A 19,776-nucleotide genomic window follows, 5' to 3' on the forward strand; every position below is an offset into this window, starting at 1 on the left:
GAATCGCGCCGCCGATGGCGGGCGCGAGCGGGAGCGCGGCGAGGAGCGATACGGCGAGGCCGATGCCGGTGAGGACGACGGCGTAGACCAGCGACAGAGCGGTCAGATCCATATCGTAGCCGCTCGGCAATCCCGGCTCGAAGGCCAGCATGGCGACGAAATGGGTGGCCCAGATGCCCGAACCGCCCGCGATCGCCGCCACGCAGAGCCACAGCGGCCGCACCCGCCCGGCGGCCTTGCGGGCGTGCCGCAGGAGCTCGACGGCCGTCATGGCGGCCAGGCTGCAGATCCCGGCGGCGAGCGCGACCAGCCAGAGGTCGTGCGCTCCGATGATACAACCAACGACCTTGAGCATCGCGTCAGACCGGCCAGATTTCGAATGGACGGAAACTGCCTCTTGAATGCTGCATACATCGTGAAATCGCCGGCGATGCTCCTCGCCAGCACGAGACTTGGTTAAAGATTGCTGCGCCCTCAGGCAGATGCGCGCAAATCCCGATGCTCAGCTCGTATCGGGGAGCGCGGCTCGCGCGTTGGGCCCGCACGAACCCGCTCACTCGGAGAGAGCCATGGACGAGGACCGCTTCAACATCGAATTGCGCAAGTTCCTGAAGGAGGTCGGCGTCACCTCCCAGCGCGAGATCGAGCGGGTGGCCCGCGACGGCCTCGTTCCGGGCGGCAAGCTGAAGCTCCGCATGACGCTCACGGCCGAGAACGCGCCGCTTGAGCACGTCGTCGAGCGGACGATCTCGTTAGGCGAGGACACGGGCGAGCCGGGCTGACCCGACCGCCGACGATCCCGGGACGGAGCTGCGGGCCGCGCTTCCGCCGCACTGCGATGCTCCTGTCCGGCTCGCCCTTCGCCCGGAGCGTCCCCCCGTGTTTCCACGCCTGACCAAACGAGCCTCCCGGCGTCTGTCGCGGCAAGTCACCTCCGGGGTCACGCAGGTCCTGCGGTCCTCGATCAAGCTCAGCGAGGTCGTGGCGCGCGAGGGCCGCAAGACCGTCCGCGAGGCCCGGAAGACGGTGAAGGCGCTCGGCGACGAGAGGGACACGGCCGCGCCAGGACGCTTCGTCGAGGTGGACGGGATGCGTGTCCACTACATCGCCCGCGGCAAGGGGCGCCCGGTGGTGCTGATCCACGGCAACGGGACGATGGCGGAAGATTTCGTCATCAGCGGCCTCGTCGACCTGCTGGCCAAGCGCTACCGGGTGATCGCCATCGACCGTCCCGGCTTCGGCCACACGGAGCGGCCGCGGCACCGCGTCTGGACCGCCGCGGCGCAGGCGCGGCTCGTGCACCGCGTGCTGGAGCGGCTCAAGGTCGAGCGACCGCTGATCGTCGGCCATTCCTGGGGAACGATCGTCTCGCTGGAACTGGCGACGCAGGCGCGGTGCGCTCCGAGGGGGCTGGTTCTCCTGTCCGGCTTCTACTATCCGGCACGGCGCGCCGACGTCCGGATGATCGCGCCCCTCGCCGTGCCGGGCGTGGGCGATGCCGCCCGCGCCCTGGTCCCGGCGTCGATCGGGCACCTGCTCGCGCCCCAGGTGTTCCGTCAGGTCTTCAAGCCGCAGCGGGTGCCCGCCCGCTTCACCGCCCGCTTTCCGGTCGGAATCTCGATCCACCCGACCCAGGCCCGCGCGAGCGCGGAGGACACCGCGACGATGAACACCGCGGTCGCCCTGCTCAGGCCGCATTACGCGAGACTGCGGCTGCCCGTCGCCATCCTGAGCGGGGATGCGGACGCGATCGTCGGTCCCGAGGAGCAATCCTGCCGCCTGCACACGGAGATCGCCGGGAGCACGCTCACGCTCCTGCCGGGACAGGGCCACATGATCCACTACTCGGCTCGCGCCCGGATCGCCCGGGCGGTCGACGGCATCATGGACCTGTCCGGCCCGGTCATGACCTGGGCCTAGCCGGGTCTCCGGCGGCTCGGCTGGACTGTCCGGCGGCGGACGGTCCTCGCGACGCCGGTCGCACCCCTGCGAATCCTTCCGCATAGTCGTCCGAAGTCCGGAGCATCGTGCCGCGACGCGTATCTCCGCAACCGAGGGCGACCCCGTGAGAACAGGCGCGAGATCGGCGCTGTACGCCTGGATTGCGGTCGCGGCGGCACTCGCCGCTCCCCTCTCACCCTCGGGCGCCCCCGCGGAGCAGCCCGACGCGTCGGCGCGCACGGTAGCGATCGCGCCGGAGGGCGAACCCGCCAACGTGGGCGACGCGAAGCGGGCGGCGACCGCTTACTACGAGTCCGGACGCTACGCGCGGGACTTCGCCGAGATGACGGGCCGCGCCGGCGCCTGGATCGTCGAGCGCGCCGGGCAGGTCCAGCGCCCCGCCATCGTCTTCGACGTGGACGATACCGCCCTGTCGAACTGGGAGGTCATCAAGGCGGACGATTTCGGGCGGGTCTTCGGCGGCCCGTGCGAGGCGCTGCCGGAGGGGCCCTGCGGCTGGGTCAACTGGGATCTTCTGGGGCGCAGCCCGGCCCTGCCCGCGACGCTGGCGCTCTACAGGCTGGCGCGGGCGCATGGAGTGACGGTGTTCTTCATCACCGGCCGCGACGAGCCCCAGCGGGCCGCGACGGAGCGGAACCTGCAGGAGCAGGGCTACGCCGATCACGCCGGGCTCGACATGCCGACCTTCGGAAGCCGCTACGCCTCGGCCGCCGATTTCAAGGCCCCGCGCCGGGCCGCGATCGAGGCGGCGGGCTACGCCATCATCGCCAACGTGGGCGACCAGCCGTCCGACCTCGCCGGCGGGCACGCCGAGCGCACCTTCCTCCTGCCGAACCCGTTCTACCGCATCCCGTGAGCCGCCCGGCGGCGAGTTCGGCCGAGACCTTCAGGAGCCGCAAGGGATGAGCCTGCCCGAGCACGCGGCGGATTCCGGCAAGGTCCGCACCCGGTGGGCCTGCTGCCTCGGCATGCTCGCCGTCGGCGTCAACGGCACGGCGATCATGGCCGCACTTCCGACGATGCGGACGGACCTCGCGCTCGACACCGCGGGCGTGACGTGGGCCGTGAACGGCTACCTGCTCACCTCCGCCGCCTGCATCATCCTCGGGGGACGGGCGTCGGACTGGGTCGGGGCGCGCCGCGTCGCGCAGGCGGGCCTCCTCCTCTTCGCGGCGGCCTCGGCCGCGATCGCGCTGGCGCCGGGTGCGGGCGTCCTGCTCGCCGGCCGGGTCGGCCAGGGCCTCGGCGCGGCGCTCGCGGTCCCGGGCACGCTCGCCTGCATCGGCCAGGCGGCCGCACCGGCACGCCGCGCCGCCGCTCTCAGCGCCTGGGCGGCCGCCCTGATGCTGGGCTTCAGCCTCGGGCCGCTGGTCGGGGGCGCCGCGACGCACGCCCTCGGGTGGCGCGCCGTGTTCTGGTGCGTGGGCTTCGCCGTCCTCTCAGCCGCGGCCGGATTGACGGGCGCCCCGACGGCCGGGGATGCGGGCGCGCGGGGACGAAGCCCCGTGACCTTCGACGTCGCCGGCTTCGCTCTGCTCGCCGTCCTGATGGTGTCGGCCGTCCTCGCCCTCGACGGGTTGCCGGAGGCGCGGCGGGCGCCGCTTCGCCTCGTCCTGCCGCTCCTCTCCGCCGTCGCTGCCGCGGCTCTGCTCGTATGGACAGAGAGGCGCAGGGCCGATCCGTTCGTGGATCTGGCCGGGCTCTCCCGAGCGCCGCTCTTCCTGCGGGCCGCGACGATCGGGGCGATCGCCATGTTCGGAATCCTGTCGACGCTCCTCTACTTCAACCTCGACGCGCAGTCGCCCTCGGGTCTCGGGCTGACGCCGGTGGGCGCCGGGCTGATTCTGCTGCCCCTGAGCGTCGGCCTGTTCGCGGTCGCGAGGCTGGCGCCGCGCGCCGTGGAGCGCCTCGGTTTCCGCGGGTCCACGACCGGAGCGCTCGTGATCGTCGCGCTCGCCTGCGGCGTGATCGCGGCGGCAGCCCACGAGCGAGTGGTGTGGATGCTCGGCCTCGGGCTGCTCCTGTTCGGCGCGGGCCTCGCCCTCCCCTACGCCACCGCGCCGCGCCTCGCCCTGGCCTCCCTGCCGCCCGAGGCCGCGGGGCAGAGCTCGGGCCTGATCAACGCCTGCACCTTCCTCGGAGGCAGCGTCGGCGTGAGTTGCGGTGCCGTGGTCTATCCCCTCGCCGGGCTCGCCGGCGTGATGGGCCTCGTGGCGGCTGCCGCCCTGATCGGCGCCGCGCTGGCCCGCGGGCTGCCGAGAGGAGCGGACGACGCCTCCGCCCGTCAGGGCACGCGCGAGAAGCTGCCGTAGCCGACGCTCATCATCCCCGCGACAGGGCTGCCCTCGATGCGCGCGGCCCTCGCCGCTCCGTCCGGGAAGGCGAAGGTCATCAGCCCGGGCGCGATGTCCGGGTTCGGGAAGGTGAGGAGGAAGGTGTCGCCCGACCAGGGCGCCAGCGCCGCCGGCCGGCCGCCGATCGTGACCGCCAGGGCCTCGCCGCGCCGCGCGACCCGGAGGAGCCCGTAGAGGGGGCTCTCATAATCCCCCGCGTAGGCGTCCGCCGGGTGGGCCAGCGGTGCCGCGTCGGCGGGCGGCTTCGGAATCGTCAGCAGGTTGATCCAGGCGGCCTGCTCCGACCGGATCTCGGCCTGCAGGTCGCGCCCCGAGGCGCCGATCTCCCGCTCCAGGAACTCAGCGCGCACCGCCTCGGGGAAGACCGTGAGCTGCTTGTTGGCGAAGATCGCGATGCCGATCTTGAGATCGGGGATCAGGGTGACGATGGTGCGGACGCCGTTCAGTGCACCGTTCTTCTCGACGACCCGCCGGTTCAGGAAATGGTAGCTGTCGCAGCCGAGCCCCGCGACGGCGTTCGGGTCGCGCAGCGGTCCGCTCGGCCCCTCGACCATGCTGGCGCCGTAGAGCGCGCGGAGCCCGTCCGCGCTCAGCACCTGCCGCCCCTCGAAGACGCCGCCCGCCAGCAGCATGCGCATCCAGCGCGCGATGTCGCCGCCCGTCGAGACCACGGCACCGGCGCCGCTGAAGGCGTCGACGTTCTCGTAGGCCATGACGCTGCCGTCGAGGTCGTGCGCCGCGGCGCGGTTCCCGTCCTCGAACAGGGTGGCCTGGACCGGGCCGCTGCGCGCCATCCCGAGCGGTTCGAGGACGGCTTGCGCGAGAAGCTGCGGCGCGCTCAACCCTGCGGCCTGCGCGGCGACCTGCTGGCCGAGGAAGATGCCGTAATTCGAATAGGCCCACTTCTCCCGGAAGCTGTGGGCGAACGGCAGGAATCGCGCGCGCCGGACGAGCTCCTCGGGCGGCAGGCCGAACTCGGGAAGGAGATCGCCCGCATAGGCCGGAAGGCCGGTGCGATGGGCGAAGAAGTCCCGCAGGGTCGCGTTCCGCGTGGCGTAGGGCACGGCGAGTTCGAGCTGCGGCGCGAAGGCCGCGACGGGCCTGTCCCAGGCGACCACGTCCCGATCGACCAGCGTGCCGACGGCCGTCGCGGCGACGAACTTGCTCATCGAGGCGATCTGGAAGCGCGTCTCGCCGTCCACCGGCTCCGGCTTGCCGGCCTCGCGCACCCCGTAGCCCTTGACGAGGACGGTCCCGTCGGCACTCGCGACGGCGACCACCGCGCCGGGAACCGCGTAGTCCGCCAGCGTCTTCTGCACGAACTGATCGAAGCTGCGGCCGTTCACGATGCGTGTCAGCGGATCGTCGGCCCGGGCGGAGCCGGCGGCGAGGCAGAGCGCGAGCGCGGCGAGCCGGAGGGTGCTTCTGCGGCTCACCGGTCTCGCCCCCTTCCGCGCGCGAGCGTCCCGCCAGCGCGGCGGTGAAGCTCGCGGCCAGGGTGCCGCCTCGGCCGGAACCATGCAAGACGTGGCCACCCTCCTCCGCGGAGGGTGCCGAACGGACGGAGCCGGCGCCATCGGCCGTAAGGCTCGCAGGACAGGACAGCAGGGGCCATGAGCGAGATCACCCCGGACACCGCCATCTCGGCGAGCTTCATGGCGCGGGAGATCCTGGAGATCCCGGAGGCCGCCGCGCGCCTGAGCCCGGGCTCCGGCGCGGCGGAGCGCGTCGCCGCGGAGCTCTCGCGGCGCGCGATCCCCTTCGTCGTCCTCTGCGGCCGCGGCAGTTCCGGACATGCCGGAGTCTACCTGCGCTATCTCATCGAGACGCGGCTCGGCCTCCCGGTCTCGGCCTCGGCGCCGTCCGTCGTCACCGGCTACGAGCGCGTTCCCCGCGTCGCCGGGGCGCTGTTCGTCGTCATCTCGCAGTCGGGCCGCTCGCCCGATCTCGTTGCGGCGACGCGCGCCGCCCGCGACGGCGGGGCGCTGACGCTCGCCATTGTCAACGACCCCACCTCCCCGGCGGCGCGGGCGGCCGACCTCGTCCTGCCGATCGCGGCGGGCCCCGAGTGGGCGGTGGCGGCGACGAAGACGGTCGTGAACTCCTTCCTCGCGAGCGCCGCCCTCGTGGCACACTGGGCGGGAGATCGCGAACTCGCCGAAGGCCTCGGCGCCCTACCCGCGCGGCTCGGCGAGGCCCTCGCCCTCGACTGGTCCGCCTGGAGCGCCGACCTTGCGGCCGCGCCGGCCGCCTTCGTCACGGGCCGCGGCCACGGGCTCGGCACGGTTCGCGAGATCGCCCTGAAGCTCTCGGAGACCCTGCGCCTGCCGGCCCTCGGCTACAGCGCCGCGGAGCTGCGGCACGGGCCGCGGGCCTCGGTCTCGACCGCGACGCCGGTGCTCGCCCTGCGCCAGGCCGATCCCACCGCCGAGAGCGTCGACCATCTCGCCCGCGACCTGCGGCGCGAGGGGCTCACGGTACACGCCTGCGGGGGACCGGCGGGCACCCTCCCCTGGCTCCCGGACGGGCACCCGGCCTGCGATCCCATCGTGATGCTGGTGCCGGCCTACCGGGCGATCGAGCGGGAGGCCCGCCGCCGCGGCCTCGACCCGGACGCGCCGGCCGGCCTGACCAAGGTCACCGAGACCCTGTAGGTGATGACGACTAGGGGTCGGCTGTGCAGGGTCGCCGCGCCCGCTACTTGCAGGATCCCCTCCCCTCGTCCGCCCGCCGCATGACCTCCTCCCGCGACGCCTCGCCGTCACCGATCCCGCGCCTCCTCGCCGTCCTCTCCGTCGCCGGCTTCGCCAGCACCTTCGCGGGGCGCTCGGTGGAGCCCCTCGTCGGCGTGCTGGCGCGCGATCTCGGCAGCGACCCGCACACCGTCGCGCTGCTCTCGACCGCCTTCGCGCTGCCCTACGCGCTGATCCAGCCGATCCTCGGCCCCGTCGGCGACGCCCTCGGCAAGGAGCGGGTGATGACGGGCTGCCTCGGGATCCTCGCCCTGGCGCTCGCCGGCTGCGCGCTCAGCGGTGACCTCGGCCTGCTGTTCGGGCTGCGCATCGCGGCCGGGGCCGCCGCCGGGGGCGTCGTGCCGCTCGCCCTCGCGCTGATGGGCGACCGCGTTCCGATGGAGCGCCGGCAGGTCGCGATCGGCCGGTTCCTCGTCGCCGTGATCCTCGGCCAACTCGCTGGGTCGACCTTCGCCGGGCTGATCGAAGGACAGGTCGGCTGGCAGGGCGTCTTCGCGATCACGGCGGCGGTGGCGGCGCTGGGCTGCGGGGCGGCCCTGCTCGGCTTCGAGCGCGGCCTCGGCGCGCCGTCGCGACAGCCGGCCTTCGGCGAGGCGCTGGCGCGCTACCGGGCGATCGTGGCCAATCCCCGCGCCCGGGTGCTGTTCTCGGCCGTGTTCATCGAGGCGATCGCGGTGTTCGGGATCTTCCCCCATCTCGCGCCCCTGATCGAGGCGCGCGGCGAGGGCGGAGCGCGGGAGGCGGGTCTCGCGCTGGCGGGCTTCGCGGCCGGCGGCCTCGCCTACTCGCTCCTCGTCGCGCTGCTGCTGCGCTTCTTCGGGATGTCGCGGATGCTCGTCGTCGGCGGCGCGGTCTGCGCGGGCGCTCTCCTCGTCGTCGGTCTCGCGGGAAGCTGGCAGCTCGACGCCGCGGCGCTGGTCGCGCTCGGCTTCGGCTTCTACATGCTCCACAACACCTTCCAGACGCAGGTCACGGAGGTGGCGCCGGGCGCGCGCGCCTCGGCCGTGGCGCTCCACGCCTTCTCGTTCTTCTGCGGCCAGGCCCTCGGCGTCGCGATCCTCGGTGTGGCGCTCCAGACCCTCGGCCCGTTCGCGGCCCTGGCCGCCTGCGCCGCCGTGATCCTGGCGCTCGGCTTCGCGACCGCGCACCTGCTCGCGCGCAGGTCGCACGCCTGAGTGCAATAGAACGCCGGGTGCGAGCGGCCGAGGGGGTTATATCGCGGTGCGGCATAGAAATTGTGCGGTGCGGAACCGAGCCGCGCAGCGATCATTGCCCTCTCTGCAGGAGGTGATGTCCGATGCCGAACGTCAATGCGCTCCTCGCCGATGCGGTTCACGCCCTCGCATGGCTGCCCTGGTGGGCGGAGAGCCTCGTCCTGATCGCCGGGTGCTGCGCCGTCGTCCTGCCGCTGCACGGGATCGCCTTCCGGTGGATGCAGCGGGTGGTGAGCGGCCGCAGCCTGTTCTGGCGCTCCCTCGTCGCGCGTACGCACGGGCCGAGCCGCCTGGCGCTGCTGACCGTCGCCCTGGGCGCCGCCTCCGCGACCGCGCCCCTGTCGTGGGAAGTCCGGATCGTGCTCAACCAGATCCTACTGATCGCCTTCGTGGCGCTGGTCGGCTGGTGCTGCGCCACCGCGATCCACATCGCGACGGTGATCTACCTGCGCCGGTTCAAGCTCGACACCGAGGACAACCTCCTCGCCCGCAAGCACTTCACCCAGATCCGCATCCTGGAGCGGGCCGCCGTGACCCTCGTCGCCCTGGTTACCGTCTCGGTCGGCCTGATGACCATCGAGCCGGTCCGGCAGTACGGCGTCAGCCTGCTCGCCTCGGCCGGCGCGGCGGGCCTGATCCTCGGCCTCGCCATGCAGCCGGTCCTCTCGAACCTCGTCGCCGGCATCCAGATCGCCATCACCCAGCCGATCCGGATCGAGGACGCGGTGATCGTCGAGAACGAGTGGGGCTGGGTCGAGGAGATCAACGCGACCTACGTGGTGGTCCGCCTGTGGGACTGGCGCCGGCTCGTCCTGCCGCTGACCTACTTCATCCAGAAGCCGTTCCAGAACTGGACGCGCGACGGGGCGTCCCTGATCGGCAGCGTCTTCCTCTACCTCGACCACCGGGCGCCGATCGAGACCATGCGGGCGAAGCTCGCCGAGATCGCGGCCCGGTCGCGCCTGTGGGACGGCAACGTGGTCAATCTCCAGGTCTCGGACGCGCGGGAGAGCGTGATCGAGGTCCGGATGCTGGTCAGCGCCCGCAACGCGCCGCAAGCCTGGGATCTCCGCTGCGAGGTTCGGGAGAAGATGATCGGCTTCCTGCAGGCCGAGCACCCGGACGCCCTGCCGCGCCACCGCTCCGAGTGGATCGGCGCCGAGGCGCCCCTGCGCCGAGCCGAGGAGCGGCCCCGCCGGGCCGCCTGAGGTGGCGCGCCGGCTCAGCGGACGAGGACGAGGATCAGCACGGCGAGCAGCAGGACGGTCAGCACGCCCGAGACCAGCACGATCCGGCTCACGCTCGCGTTCGCCAGCGCGGCGTCCTCGTCACGCTCCGGCGCCGCGTGCTGCGCCCGTGGGGCGACCGGATCGTCCGAGACGGCGAGCGGCGCAGCACGGACCGTGCGGGGTCCCTCGTCCGAGCGCGCGGACAGGGCCGCGGGCGGAATGTCGGACGCGGCCTGCCCCGGCGCCGCGAGCAGGGCGTCGAGATCGACCTCCACGCCGGCCTCTTCCAGTTCCAGCACGAGAAGGGCGATATCCTCGGGGGACAGGGACGCGATGGGCAGATGCGTCCGCAATTCGTCGACGGAGATCCGCCCGCTGCCCCTGCCAAGGGCGATCAGCCGATCGAGCGACGAACGATCCAGGCCCGACATGGACGCACCTCGGTGATGAAAGGGCTCGCGAGCCGGCCGCTCCCGCCTCATAGCAGAGGGCCATCCGCGACCTCCAGCCGGCGCGGGGCTGCCCGGCGCCAGGGAGCCAAAGGCGCTCTTGCGGCTTAACGTGGCGATACGCGTCCGGAACGGACGCCGAGCCGGATGGACACTCATGCGGACCCGATCGAAACTCGGCCTCGCGGCGCTCGCCGTCATCCTCCTCGGAGGCGCCGCCGTCCTGCGCTTCATCGTCTACCCGGAGAGCGCGACCCTCGACGCCTCGGCGGGCCTGGGCGCGAACCCGACGCTGCCGGCGCCCAACCCCACCCTGATGCCGACGGTGAACATCGCCCGGGTCGCGCGCTGGGAGAAGGGCGCCAAGCCGCAGGCCGCGGCGGGGCTGCAGGTGGCGGCCTACGCGGAAGGCTTCGACCATCCGCGCTGGCTCCACCTGCTGCCGAACGGCGACGTCCTGGTGGCCGAGGCCAACAAGCCCCAGACCGACGACCCCTCGACGGGAGTGGCCGACTGGGTCGCCGACAAGGTCAAGGGGTTCGCCGGCGCGGGCGTGAAGAGCCCCGACCGGATCGTCCTGCTGCGGGACAAGGACGGGGACGGCACCGCGGAGGAGCGTCACGTCTTCCTGAAGGACCTCCACTCCCCCTTCGGCATGGCGCTCGTCGGCGGCGACCTCTACGTCGCGAATGCCGACGCACTGGTGAAGGTGCCCTACCAAGCCGGCCAGACCGAGATCACGGCCACGCCGGAGAAGGTCGTCGACCTTCCCTCCGGCATCAACCATCACTGGACGAAGAACGTCATCGCGAGTCCGGACGGAAGCCGGCTCTACGTGACCGTCGGCTCGAACAGCAACGTCGGCGAGAACGGCCTCGACCTGGAGAAGGGCCGCGCCGCGATCTGGGAATACACGATCGCGACGAAGCAGATGCGCGAGTACGCGACGGGCCTGCGCAACCCCAACGGCCTCGCCTTCGAGCCAACATCGGGCAAGCTCTGGACGGCGGTGAACGAGCGCGACGAGATCGGCAGCGACCTCGTGCCCGACTACGTGACCTCGGTGCAGGAGGGCGGGTTCTACGGCTGGCCGTGGAGCTACTGGGGCCAGCACGTGGACGACCGGGTACAGCCGCCGCGGCCGGATCTCGTCGCCAAGGCAATCACGCCCGATTACGCGGTCGGCACGCACACGGCCTCCCTCGGCATCGCGTTCTCGATGGGCGCGAGCCTGCCCGAAGCGTGGCGCAGCGGTCTGTTCGTCGCCCAGCACGGCTCCTGGAACCGCCGTCCGAAGAGCGGCTACAAGGTGATCTACGTGCCCTTCAAGGACGGCAAGCCCGCCGGCCAACCGGTCGACGCGCTCACCGGCTTCCTCAACGCCGACGAGAAGGCACAGGGGCGGCCGGTCGGGGTCATTCTCGATAAGACCGGCGCCCTGCTCGTGTCGGACGACGTCGGCAAGGTCGTCTGGCGGGTGAGCGCGGAGAACGCCCGCTACTAGCCTCGCGCCGGCGCCGATCCGAGGCTCGGGCCGCCACGCCGCCCGCGCACTCGGGTGCGGGAAGCCGGCGCGAAACGCCGAACGAGTGCGCGCTGGCGCACGAAAGCTGTTCTTCTGCTTGCGAACGAGGCACCCTGTTGTTACGCCATCTGTGGCGCCGAGCGATGTGCGCAAGTGCATCTCATTACTCGGAGACGCTGCATTTGTCTCGACTGTATCCGGCTCGCGATTCTTGTTCGCGATGACCCGGGCGGCCGGTTCGACGACAGGACGTCATCATGCGCCTGACACTTCTCGCTCTCGTTGCCGTCCTGGTCGCGACCGGTGCGGCGATCGCCCAGTCACCCGCTTCCCCCGCGGCGGGAGAGATAACCCCAGCCCTCCGAGCGGCCTGTGAGGGCGATTACAAGCGCCTCTGCGCGGGCGTACAGCCCGGCGGCGGACGCATCCTCCAGTGTCTGAAGACACACGGCAACGAGGTGTCGGAGGGCTGCCGCTCCGCGTTGTCGGAGCACAGGCCGTAGACGCACCGCGCCTCGGGCTTGGCGTCAGCCGACGGGAAGGTTCGGGCAGGGCCTCTTGTCCGGACGTCCGCTCCTGGGCGCGATCGATTTGCAGTCGTTGCCTCTTCGATCAAGAGGCAGGCCCTCGGCCTCAGACGCCGGCGTTGCGAGAAGACGACCGAAGCACGAACCTGCCGCATTCCAATCATGCCGTTCAGTGGAGCGAAGTTCAGCGGGACGCCGGACCGGAATGTCCGCAGCCCCACTGTTGCAAAGCACGGTTGAATTCAGCGTCCGCCCAGCGTTCAGCGCAGCATCTCGCAGCGCTGAGGACGCCACGCCTTGAGCCGGCTTTAACTGCCGACCGCTATCCCTGCCGTCGATGGGTCGGGAGAGCCGCATGATCGAGCGAGGGATAGGCGGTCGGTGCGCGCTGGTGTGCGTCGGGCTCATCGCCTCGATGGTCAGTTGGCTCGCCTATCAACCCTGGAACCCGACCGGCCTGTTCATGACCGGAGCGCCGTTCGGTCGTGACTTCGTGAATTATTGGCTCGGGCCCCGGCTCGCTTGGGCGGGCGAGGCGTGGCGGCTCGCCGATCTCGCCGCCTACGACGCGGCGATCCGCTCCGCCCTCGGCGCGACCGCAGACAGCGGCCGCATCTTCTCCTACCCGCCCCACATCCTGCCTCCGCTCCTGCCCTTCGCGGCCCTGCCCTTCATTGTCGCCCTCACCGCCTTCACGGCCGTGAACCTCGGGGCACTGGCGGCGACCCTGCACCTGTCCGATCCCAATGCCGCGAAGCGCCGCGGGTGGCTCGTCGTCGCCCTGGTCCTCTCGCCGCCTGCGGCCACCATGGTGATGTTCGGCCAGTTCGGCGGCCTCATCGCGCTCGCTGCCACCGTGTCGCTGCTCGAGCGCGAGCGTCGTCCCTGGCTCGCAGGTCTCTGCCTCGCCGCCCTCAGCGTGAAGCCGCAACTGGCTCTCATCCTCGGGCTGATCCTGCTGGGAGCCGGGCATTGGCGCTGGCTGCCGAGCGCAGCCCTCGGAACGACCGGTCTCGTCATCCTCTCGCTCGCCCTGTTCGGCATCGAGCCGTGGGATGGATTCATCAGCTTCACCTTGCCGATACAGAGCGAATTCCTGACCGATTTCCGGCCGAAGAAGATCGCCACCGTCTGCTCGGTCTTCTTCACGGCCCGTTACTGGGGCTTGGCACCGGATCTCGCTTGGGCTCTCCAGGGCATGGCCAGCATCGTCGCGCTCGCTGTCTCGGTGGCGGTTCTGCGGCGCGGCTCGCTCGACCCGGCCGCGCTCTGCGTGATCCTGCTCGGGACGCTTGTCGCCCTACCCTACGCCAGCAACTACGACGTCGTGATCGCTGCCCCGGCCCTGACGCTGCTCCTGATGGACCGAACCCTTGCGGGACGGATGCCCCTCCTCCTGGCGGCGGTCTGGCTCGTGGTGCCGCTGGCCCGGATCATGCTAGCCTATCACATTCCAATTCTCTCGCTGCTGATGCTCGGAGCAGTGCTCCGCGAAGCTTTTCGTCTCCGATCCGCGCGGCTGAGCTCATCCGCCGAGCATCTGCCACGATCCTACGGTCAGACCTCCGCCCAATCTGAGTGGTTTGGATCCTCCCTCGATCGCAAACCCGTTCACGCCCCGTTGCGCCCCTGGCGCGCATCGGCTACTGAATCCGCCACGGTCAGCACCCGTAGCTCAGCTGGATAGAGCGTTGCCCTCCGAAGGCGGAGGACCCGGCTCTCCAACGCGCCAAGTGCATCCAATCACTACAACAGGTTAGGCAATCCTCGATCGCTTGAGGGCGCCAAATTGCGTTTTGCCGGCGCAAAAGGGCCGCAACGGACCGCGGAACCTGGGTGCCGAACTCATTGGCGAGCGAGAACGTTGCCTTAGCACCGAGGCGTGATCGAGGCTTCTGCCGTGCACCTCCAAGCCATTCTCAAAACCACCTTCGTCATCCTGGCGCTCTCCAGCGCCGGGCTGACTCAAACTATACTTGCGAGCCAAGCTGGAGACGAAATGAACCAGCCCAGCAATCCGGTAAATAACAGCGAGAAGATCGAGGATTCGCAAGGGCTACCTACCGGACGGGGAGCTGGATCCCGCCAAACTCCTGGCGCTGACAAAATGGGAACCGGCATTGGTATGGGGGCGGCCGATGCTGACGTGACACCGGGTAGCGAGAGGACGAAGCCTGACCAGTAAAGTCATTCATCGGCGTGTGCTTCATAGTCCTCCAGCTGCGCCACACGGTAGGACTTGCGCATCGAGGAAGCCGAAGTCTCAAACATCCAGCCAGAGGAGACAAGTAGCGCGGAACTCTCGGACCCCAACCGCCGTATCTGGTATAGTTTCACAAGTGAGTCAGACCGGGTCATCTGGACTCTGTCGAAGGGAGGTCGGCCATGAGCAACATGAACGGCTACTCGATGAGCACCGGCAGCACCCAGCAGTATTGGGCGGCCATCAGCAAACACCCGCGGCCCTGGCATCTCAGCGCGAAGAGAGACTCGATCGAGGACACCCGGGGCCACACGATTTTGGCGACTGATCTATATCCCACGGATCCAGCGCTCCTCGAAGCCATCTGCGTAGCGATCAATCAGCTTTACCCCAGCCGCTAGGAAGCGCGGCAAGACAGCTTTACCTCACCAAGATGCAGATACCTTCCGGGATGCGCGATGAAGACGTTGTTCGTCCCAGTTGCAGGAAGCGATGGGCTTGAGGCTGTTGTTGCGACGGCATGCCTCGCCGCAAAGCACTTCGGCAGCCTCGTCGTAGGCTCGAGCGTTCTTCCCGCCCTTGCAGACTACGTGGATTTCAGCGGGGACGCGTCGTGGCCGGGTGGTCAGGAGACGAGTTGGGCTGAGAGGCTGCAAGCAGAAGAGCTCTCCCTCAGAGCGACATTCGCGGCAGCAATGGCAGCGTTCGGCATCAGCGAAGAGGCTGGGGCAACTGCTGGGCCGTGCTACCGCTGGCAGGCGGGCCCGCTCACGGGCGATCACGCCCTCAGCCAGTTCGCGCGACTGTTCAGCGCGACTGTGATTGCGCACCCTGCAGCGAGCAAAGCCAGCCTGAGCATGACAAGCTTCGAGGCCATTCTGTTTGAGAGCGGTCGACCGCTCATACTCAGCCCACCAAACCTCCCGGCAACCCTAGGCGAGAGAATCCTGATCGCCTGGAACGGCTCGACAGAGACAGCGCGCGCGACCGCACTTGCCATGCCTCTTCTCCGCCAAGCGACGCGGGTGATCGTTCTGGAGGTAGAAGGCAGCAGTGTTCCTGGCCCCTCTGCACGCGCGCTTGCAAGTGCCCTGAAGGCGGAAGGTGTTCTGGCGCGAGGCCGAACGGTAGCAGCAACCGAGCTCACCTCAGGCCAAGTCTTCCTGATGGAAGCAGGAGCGCTGGGCTGCGATCTCTTGGTCAAGGGTGCCTACACGCAGAGCCGCTTGCGGCAGATGTTCTTCGGTGGTGCAACCAGCCACATACTCCATCACGCAAAGCTACCAGTGCTCATCGCGCACTGACGTTGAGCTCCCGAGCGCACCTCGCAAGGAGGCGGAACGAAACAAGGCTCACAGAGGTCGGCTTGCTTCTGATGGACATCGAGGACTCTGGCCAGTTGGACACTGGAACGAACCAGATGCCCAGTTAAGCGGTTAAGCGGTCAGGCGCTTGCGAGCAGCGTCCTTCTGCGTCCTGGCCAGAAACTTTGCCCAGCGGTCGCAGCTCGGGAGGAGGCATCATGTTGAAGATCATGGTGAAGCCGGAAAAAAACGGCACCCACGCAGTCTTCCGAGGAGATAGACCGGTTGCGTTTGGTCTCAGTCTTGATGAGGCGGAGAACTACTCGGCCTTCCTGCGCGCATCGCTTCGTGTGCACCGAACGCATAAACTTTCCGGGGCACTTGATCGCCGAGCGTGACGGCTTCGAACAGGTCTCACAGCAAATCAGCGAATGTTGAGTGAGACCACTCCGCGGACCCAGAGGGACGCGCGGGAACTGCTTGCCGTGAGCTTCTGAGTGGCGCGGGTTGAGGCGTGGCTTTGAAGGAGCCGCCTTTGCGCGACGGCTTGCCTGGACCGCGAATGGCATCAGACTCGAATAGCAGGCAATGACCCTGTCCGTCGATAATCCAGCCATCTGTGAGCCAGCCAATGAAGCGGCCGGAGAATGAAAATACTCTGTCATCGAGAAGGTAGGCGACCGCGCGACCCTCCCAGAGATAGATGGTCCGCCCGTCGCAAAAGGCAGTAGCTTGGCCCTGGTCATCGAAAAATTCGATCATGGCTCCTCAGTCCTGCGCTTTGCTTGCAGTGCAAACGTGGACATAGATGCTACTATGCATCCGGCAGCATAGTTTCGCTGACTAGGAAGCCAGTGTTGTCGAATATGCCTTGCCAGGCGGACCCGCCGGCCCGGACAGTTATCCTGGATCTCCCAGCGTTTTCACCGCTCCCTGCCTCAAGGAACCCCTTAAGGATGCCAAGCTTGATCTGATGCTGAAGATAACCCGACGAGCTGCCAAACTTGCCGGCAAGTTCGTCGAAATCGACGATCCAGTCGCCGCGTTCATCCAAATCGAAATGCATCACTACACCCGCCATCAGCTCGGCCGCAGGTGCGGGGCTGAGACAGATCTTATCACATCGATGTGCATCTGTATGGAAAAACTGAACCAGCCGTCTTATTGGCTGCCCAAAACGGGCCTGCGCATCTTGGATACGTTAGCAAATGCGGCGTTGTTCATCGCGCTCATTTGACTGGCTGGCGCACGCTGCATGAGGGACGCCGCTCTCCAACGACGTGCCAGCACGTTCGGCATGCTCATGCGGCGAGATCCCAAACCGGACATCGTTCTTAAGGGAAGATTCGCGCAATGAACGCATCGTCGTCCTCGCCATCTCGCTGCATACCGCGCTCGCGGGCCAGCATCAGGCGACTGCTCTCATATAGCTCGACCATGCGCTCAAGAAGAGGTCCAGGAGCGCAGCGATCGCGGCTGACAATCCTCTGAAGCGTCTCCGCAACCTTCGGCCGGATACGCGCGTGGAATTCGACTGTTTCGGAGCCAGGGGAGGAGCGCCCACGCTTGCCCTTCCTCGTCTCGGCCATGTGCTTGTCGTGCTCCACTGCGATCACGTCGTCAGCACGACCAAATGCATCATCGGCCCTTGCCTTCGTCTCCTTCTGCGCTGCTCGGGCAGTCCGCTTCTCGCTTGCGAGGTCGACTGGCTCCTTAGGCTGCACTTCCAAACCGGTGAGCGAAGGAGGTGTGGCTGAATGGCTCAAAGGAGCCGAAGCAGACCGCTTAGCATTATTGGGCATATTTTCTCCAGATACTTCCTGGTATCAGAAATGGTCGCCCTACACCACGCGGAACTAGAGCGGCATGCTCCATGCTGAGGCATGGCTGGCCCTAAGAACGCGTGCGCTCCGTAGTTTCACCTTGATCGGCGTCGGCACACCGCTCGGGCCAACGCGTCGGTGATCCGGCGCCCAACGTTCCGATCCGCCGATCTTACATGGGCACGGCATGTCCTCGCGCGCGCAAAAGTCATACCCGCGGGCTCGTGGGGTCAACGGCGTCACCGGCGTCACCGGCGATCCTGGCCAGGCCCCTTCAAGGACGCGAAGTCCCAGTGGACCTCCCCTCGGCCGAAGGGCATGGACCCTGGGCCCACCAGAGTTCAGACCACATCCTGGGATCCCGCTGGCGCTGGCTTTTGAAAGTTGGGGATACCAGCGCCGGTGTGCCGCTACCGCATGGGGGCACAGCTAGGCTTAGGCGGCAAACTCAGGCAGACGAAGGTGCTCGCATTCACGCCGATCTTGGGCCGTTCGAGGTCGAGCGGCTGCTCAAGCTTGAGCATTCCTGGAGAGCGACCGCCTTGCCGGCTGTCCTGCCGCGTCGCGCAGATTATCTGAACTGAGGTCTTAGTCTCGCCAGTTTTGAGGCAGCTGATCAGCAAGACACATGCGGTGGCTTGGCCCCCTGGTTCATGCCGCCACTCACCGGAGGGGACGAAGCCTGTGATTAACACGCTCTTGGCACTTCTCTCAGCCCTCCTGGTTTTGGGAGCTTACGCCGTCTTCAAGGGACTCTCGCTGCCTGTGCGAGCGTTGCGAGCTCGCTGGCGGACTCGTTCAGCTCCAGCGTGAAGCCTGATCGTGAGTGCCCCCATTCGGGCTGCCCGCGAATAGATGGCTGCTCACAGTGACTTACCTCCTCGTCATGCGTTCACCCCTCGAAGGCTGTTCGGGAAGGACCGCTTATGAGGGTCGACCACTGGCTGTTCACGGCTCTCGCCGTCGTGCTACTCGCTTCCACGGCAGCTCACGCCGAGCCACCGAAAGCTGCCGTGTTCGACTTCCAACTTGCCGACCAAGGTGCGCTGGGCCCGACCGAGGCTGACCGGGCACGCCTCGGTCCTCTGAGTGACCTGCTGCGCTCACTGCTGAAGGACAGCGGCCGCTATCAAATCGTTCCGACGGAAGCAGTGGAAGCGGAGGTGACCAAAGGCCCTGACCTGCGCCACTGCAACGGCTGCGCTGAGGATTACGCCAAGAAGCTCGGCGCAGATGTCGCGATCACGGGTGAGATCCAGAAGGTGTCCAACCTGATCCTCAACATCAACGTCTACGTGAAGGACCTGCGAAGCAACAAAGCCGAGCAGGCCTACAGCGTCGACATTCGGGGCAACAACGACACCTCGTTCGATCGCGGGCTGAGGTATCTCGTGAAGAACAACCTCCCGCCCCCGCGATAGAGCGGGCATGCCGCAAACAAGCGAACTGTCGCTTGCGTGATCGAGTGCGAACCGAACCATCTGCCGGTTCGAGCGGTTGATCGGGCGAGCGCTGGCGAGCGACACCGTTGCCAGGTGGGCGCAGCTCGGGAGGAGGCATCATGTTGAAGATCATGGTGAAGCCTGAAGGACATGGAACGCACGCGGTGTTCTGGGGAGATAAGCCCGTTGCGTTCGGGCTCAGCCTCGACGAGGCTGAGAATTGCTCGACTTTCCTGCGCGCATCGCTCCGTGTGCACCGGACGCATAAACTTCCTGGGGCGCTCAACCGCCGCGTGTAAGATCAGGCTGTCGCGCAATTAAGATCCGAGACCGAGATCACTGCTCGCTGCTGGAACGAGGCCCAGTCGACGCAGCATGGCTGATTGTAAATCGCACTGAGGATGCGAGCATGGACGCTCTCAAGGAGATCTACGGCCCGTTCTTCCACCCAGAGGCCAAGCTTACCTTCGAGGCCGACATGCGGATGACGGTCACGCTCCCAGACGGGCGCTCCTTGATGATCGGCATGGACGACTTTCGCTTCCACAACCCGAACGCGGAACCGCTGCCCCGCTTCGAGTTTCGGGAGCATTCCCAGCGTCGCGAACCCTGACACGGCACACTCGTCGGCCTGGCTCCGCCTTTGATCTCGTGCCTCACGGCGCAAAAAGAGATCGCTCAAGCAAATCTGAGCTCGCAGCAGCTACCGAGAAGGGGCGCCGATCAGCACTGGCATCACAACCCGGTGGATTGAAAATTCGGGCAAGTCTGCGGCTAACGCAGCGCTCACGCCAGGTGGAACGTCGGAAAGGATACGCTCCGGAAGCGGCAGCTAAACTGTCATGGGCAAGGCTGCCTTAACGCTCTGTTAACTATAATACGCGCCCACTGAGATCTCCTCGAGATTACTCCGTCCGACTGGCGGCCCTGGTGACGAGGCTCGCGGCTTAAGCTGAAGTCTACATCGCAAGGGTAGTTATGATGTCCAAAG

At 68.1% G+C, this 19,776-nt stretch carries 23 protein-coding genes; 17 read left to right on the forward strand and 6 right to left on the reverse strand.

The annotated features are described in order from the left end of the window. Positions 1 to 355 (reverse strand): MHYT domain-containing protein (locus MOX02_RS26275; RefSeq protein WP_280525357.1); only part of this gene is annotated, 355 nt, incomplete at its 3' end. A gap of 214 nt (positions 356 to 569) precedes the next feature. Here MOX02_RS26275 and MOX02_RS26280 point away from each other — a divergent pair. The 4 genes from MOX02_RS26280 (at position 570) to MOX02_RS26295 (ending at position 4,274) form a co-directional block, all read left to right on the forward strand. After that, positions 570 to 782 carry a DUF6494 family protein gene (locus MOX02_RS26280; protein WP_147028771.1) on the forward strand — a complete coding sequence of 71 codons (213 nt, stop codon included), beginning with the start codon at positions 570 to 572 and terminating at the stop codon, positions 780 to 782. A gap of 97 nt (positions 783 to 879) precedes the next feature. Next, complete coding sequence (locus tag MOX02_RS26285; protein WP_238179087.1) at positions 880 to 1,920, forward strand: alpha/beta fold hydrolase; 1,041 nt, start codon at positions 880 to 882, stop codon at positions 1,918 to 1,920. A 145-nt stretch (positions 1,921 to 2,065) separates the two neighbouring features. Next, positions 2,066 to 2,818, forward strand: coding sequence for an HAD family acid phosphatase (locus MOX02_RS26290; RefSeq protein WP_238179085.1), 753 nt, complete (start codon positions 2,066 to 2,068; stop codon positions 2,816 to 2,818). 46 nt (positions 2,819 to 2,864) lie between these two features. Then, positions 2,865 to 4,274, forward strand: a complete 1,410-nt coding sequence (locus tag MOX02_RS26295) for an MFS transporter (protein WP_147028772.1) — start codon at positions 2,865 to 2,867, stop codon at positions 4,272 to 4,274. Here MOX02_RS26295 and MOX02_RS26300 read toward each other — a convergent pair. Further along, positions 4,247 to 5,752, reverse strand: a complete 1,506-nt coding sequence (locus tag MOX02_RS26300; RefSeq protein ID WP_170268000.1) for a serine hydrolase — start codon at positions 5,750 to 5,752, stop codon at positions 4,247 to 4,249. The two genes, MOX02_RS26295 and MOX02_RS26300, sit on opposite strands and share 28 nt — an antisense overlap. A gap of 177 nt (positions 5,753 to 5,929) precedes the next feature. On the opposite strand from MOX02_RS26300, the gene MOX02_RS26305 reads away from it, so the two are divergent. The 3 genes from MOX02_RS26305 to MOX02_RS26315 all read left to right on the forward strand — a co-directional run bounded on the left by MOX02_RS26305 (position 5,930) and on the right by MOX02_RS26315 (position 9,491). Beyond that, entirely contained in the window at positions 5,930 to 6,970 is a 1,041-nt protein-coding gene (locus MOX02_RS26305; RefSeq protein ID WP_147028774.1) for an SIS domain-containing protein, read from the forward strand. Positions 6,971 to 7,050: 80 nt separating this feature from the next. Next, on the forward strand, positions 7,051 to 8,244 hold the full coding sequence (locus MOX02_RS26310; RefSeq protein ID WP_147028790.1) for an MFS transporter: 1,194 nt from the start codon (positions 7,051 to 7,053) through the stop codon (positions 8,242 to 8,244). Positions 8,245 to 8,366: 122 nt separating this feature from the next. Further along, positions 8,367 to 9,491, forward strand: a complete 1,125-nt coding sequence (locus MOX02_RS26315; RefSeq protein ID WP_147028775.1) for a mechanosensitive ion channel family protein — start codon at positions 8,367 to 8,369, stop codon at positions 9,489 to 9,491. 14 nt (positions 9,492 to 9,505) lie between these two features. On the opposite strand, the gene MOX02_RS31570 is transcribed toward MOX02_RS26315, so the two are convergent. Continuing rightward, positions 9,506 to 9,943: an RNA polymerase sigma factor region1.1 domain-containing protein gene (locus MOX02_RS31570; RefSeq protein WP_170268001.1), complete on the reverse strand. Its 438-nt coding sequence runs from the start codon at positions 9,941 to 9,943 to the stop codon at positions 9,506 to 9,508. A 175-nt stretch (positions 9,944 to 10,118) separates the two neighbouring features. Here MOX02_RS31570 and MOX02_RS26325 point away from each other — a divergent pair, with 175 nt between their 5' ends. From MOX02_RS26325 to MOX02_RS26355, 6 genes are all read left to right on the forward strand, one after another. Further along, the gene (locus MOX02_RS26325) at positions 10,119 to 11,465 is read left to right on the forward strand and encodes a PQQ-dependent sugar dehydrogenase (protein ID WP_147028777.1); all 1,347 of its coding nucleotides are present in this window, start codon (positions 10,119 to 10,121) and stop codon (positions 11,463 to 11,465) included. A gap of 278 nt (positions 11,466 to 11,743) precedes the next feature. Further along, positions 11,744 to 11,989, forward strand: a complete 246-nt coding sequence (locus tag MOX02_RS26330) for a cysteine rich repeat-containing protein (RefSeq protein ID WP_147028778.1) — start codon at positions 11,744 to 11,746, stop codon at positions 11,987 to 11,989. Positions 11,990 to 12,368: 379 nt separating this feature from the next. After that, the gene (locus MOX02_RS26335) at positions 12,369 to 13,700 is read left to right on the forward strand and encodes a glycosyltransferase family 87 protein (RefSeq protein WP_170268002.1); all 1,332 of its coding nucleotides are present in this window, start codon (positions 12,369 to 12,371) and stop codon (positions 13,698 to 13,700) included. A 698-nt stretch (positions 13,701 to 14,398) separates the two neighbouring features. After that, positions 14,399 to 14,617, forward strand: coding sequence for a hypothetical protein (locus MOX02_RS26345; RefSeq protein ID WP_109888662.1), 219 nt, complete (start codon positions 14,399 to 14,401; stop codon positions 14,615 to 14,617). A gap of 57 nt (positions 14,618 to 14,674) precedes the next feature. After that, a complete protein-coding gene (locus tag MOX02_RS26350; protein WP_147028781.1) occupies positions 14,675 to 15,520 on the forward strand; it encodes a universal stress protein in 846 nt (281 codons plus the stop codon). A 218-nt stretch (positions 15,521 to 15,738) separates the two neighbouring features. Next, positions 15,739 to 15,918, forward strand: a complete 180-nt coding sequence (locus tag MOX02_RS26355; protein ID WP_147028782.1) for a hypothetical protein — start codon at positions 15,739 to 15,741, stop codon at positions 15,916 to 15,918. 16 nt (positions 15,919 to 15,934) lie between these two features. Here the strand turns inward: MOX02_RS26355 and MOX02_RS33020 are convergent, their stop codons facing one another. Together MOX02_RS33020 and MOX02_RS33025 are read right to left on the reverse strand one after the other, a co-directional pair. Further along, entirely contained in the window at positions 15,935 to 16,282 is a 348-nt protein-coding gene (locus MOX02_RS33020; RefSeq protein WP_147028783.1) for a 4-fold beta flower protein, read from the reverse strand. 52 nt (positions 16,283 to 16,334) lie between these two features. Then, a complete protein-coding gene (locus MOX02_RS33025; protein ID WP_373866788.1) occupies positions 16,335 to 16,601 on the reverse strand; it encodes a DUF6522 family protein in 267 nt (88 codons plus the stop codon). On the opposite strand from MOX02_RS33025, the gene MOX02_RS26365 reads away from it, so the two are divergent. Further along, positions 16,494 to 16,757: a hypothetical protein gene (locus MOX02_RS26365; RefSeq protein WP_147028784.1), complete on the forward strand. Its 264-nt coding sequence runs from the start codon at positions 16,494 to 16,496 to the stop codon at positions 16,755 to 16,757. The two genes, MOX02_RS33025 and MOX02_RS26365, sit on opposite strands and share 108 nt — an antisense overlap. 97 nt (positions 16,758 to 16,854) lie before the next feature. Here MOX02_RS26365 and MOX02_RS26370 read toward each other — a convergent pair whose 3' ends face one another. Beyond that, entirely contained in the window at positions 16,855 to 17,322 is a 468-nt protein-coding gene (locus MOX02_RS26370) for a hypothetical protein (RefSeq protein ID WP_147028785.1), read from the reverse strand. Positions 17,323 to 18,269: 947 nt separating this feature from the next. On the opposite strand from MOX02_RS26370, the gene MOX02_RS26375 reads away from it, so the two are divergent. From MOX02_RS26375 to MOX02_RS26385, 3 genes are all read left to right on the forward strand, one after another. Continuing rightward, the gene (locus MOX02_RS26375; protein WP_147028786.1) at positions 18,270 to 18,764 is read left to right on the forward strand and encodes a DUF3280 domain-containing protein; all 495 of its coding nucleotides are present in this window, start codon (positions 18,270 to 18,272) and stop codon (positions 18,762 to 18,764) included. Between the two features lie 140 nt (positions 18,765 to 18,904). Next, on the forward strand, positions 18,905 to 19,084 hold the full coding sequence (locus MOX02_RS26380; protein WP_147028787.1) for a hypothetical protein: 180 nt from the start codon (positions 18,905 to 18,907) through the stop codon (positions 19,082 to 19,084). Positions 19,085 to 19,194: 110 nt separating this feature from the next. After that, complete coding sequence (locus MOX02_RS26385) at positions 19,195 to 19,398, forward strand: hypothetical protein (protein WP_109888672.1); 204 nt, start codon at positions 19,195 to 19,197, stop codon at positions 19,396 to 19,398. Positions 19,399 to 19,776 lie beyond the last annotated feature (378 nt).

This window comes from Methylobacterium oxalidis, assembly GCF_007992195.1.
Taxonomy (GTDB): domain Bacteria; phylum Pseudomonadota; class Alphaproteobacteria; order Rhizobiales; family Beijerinckiaceae; genus Methylobacterium; species Methylobacterium oxalidis.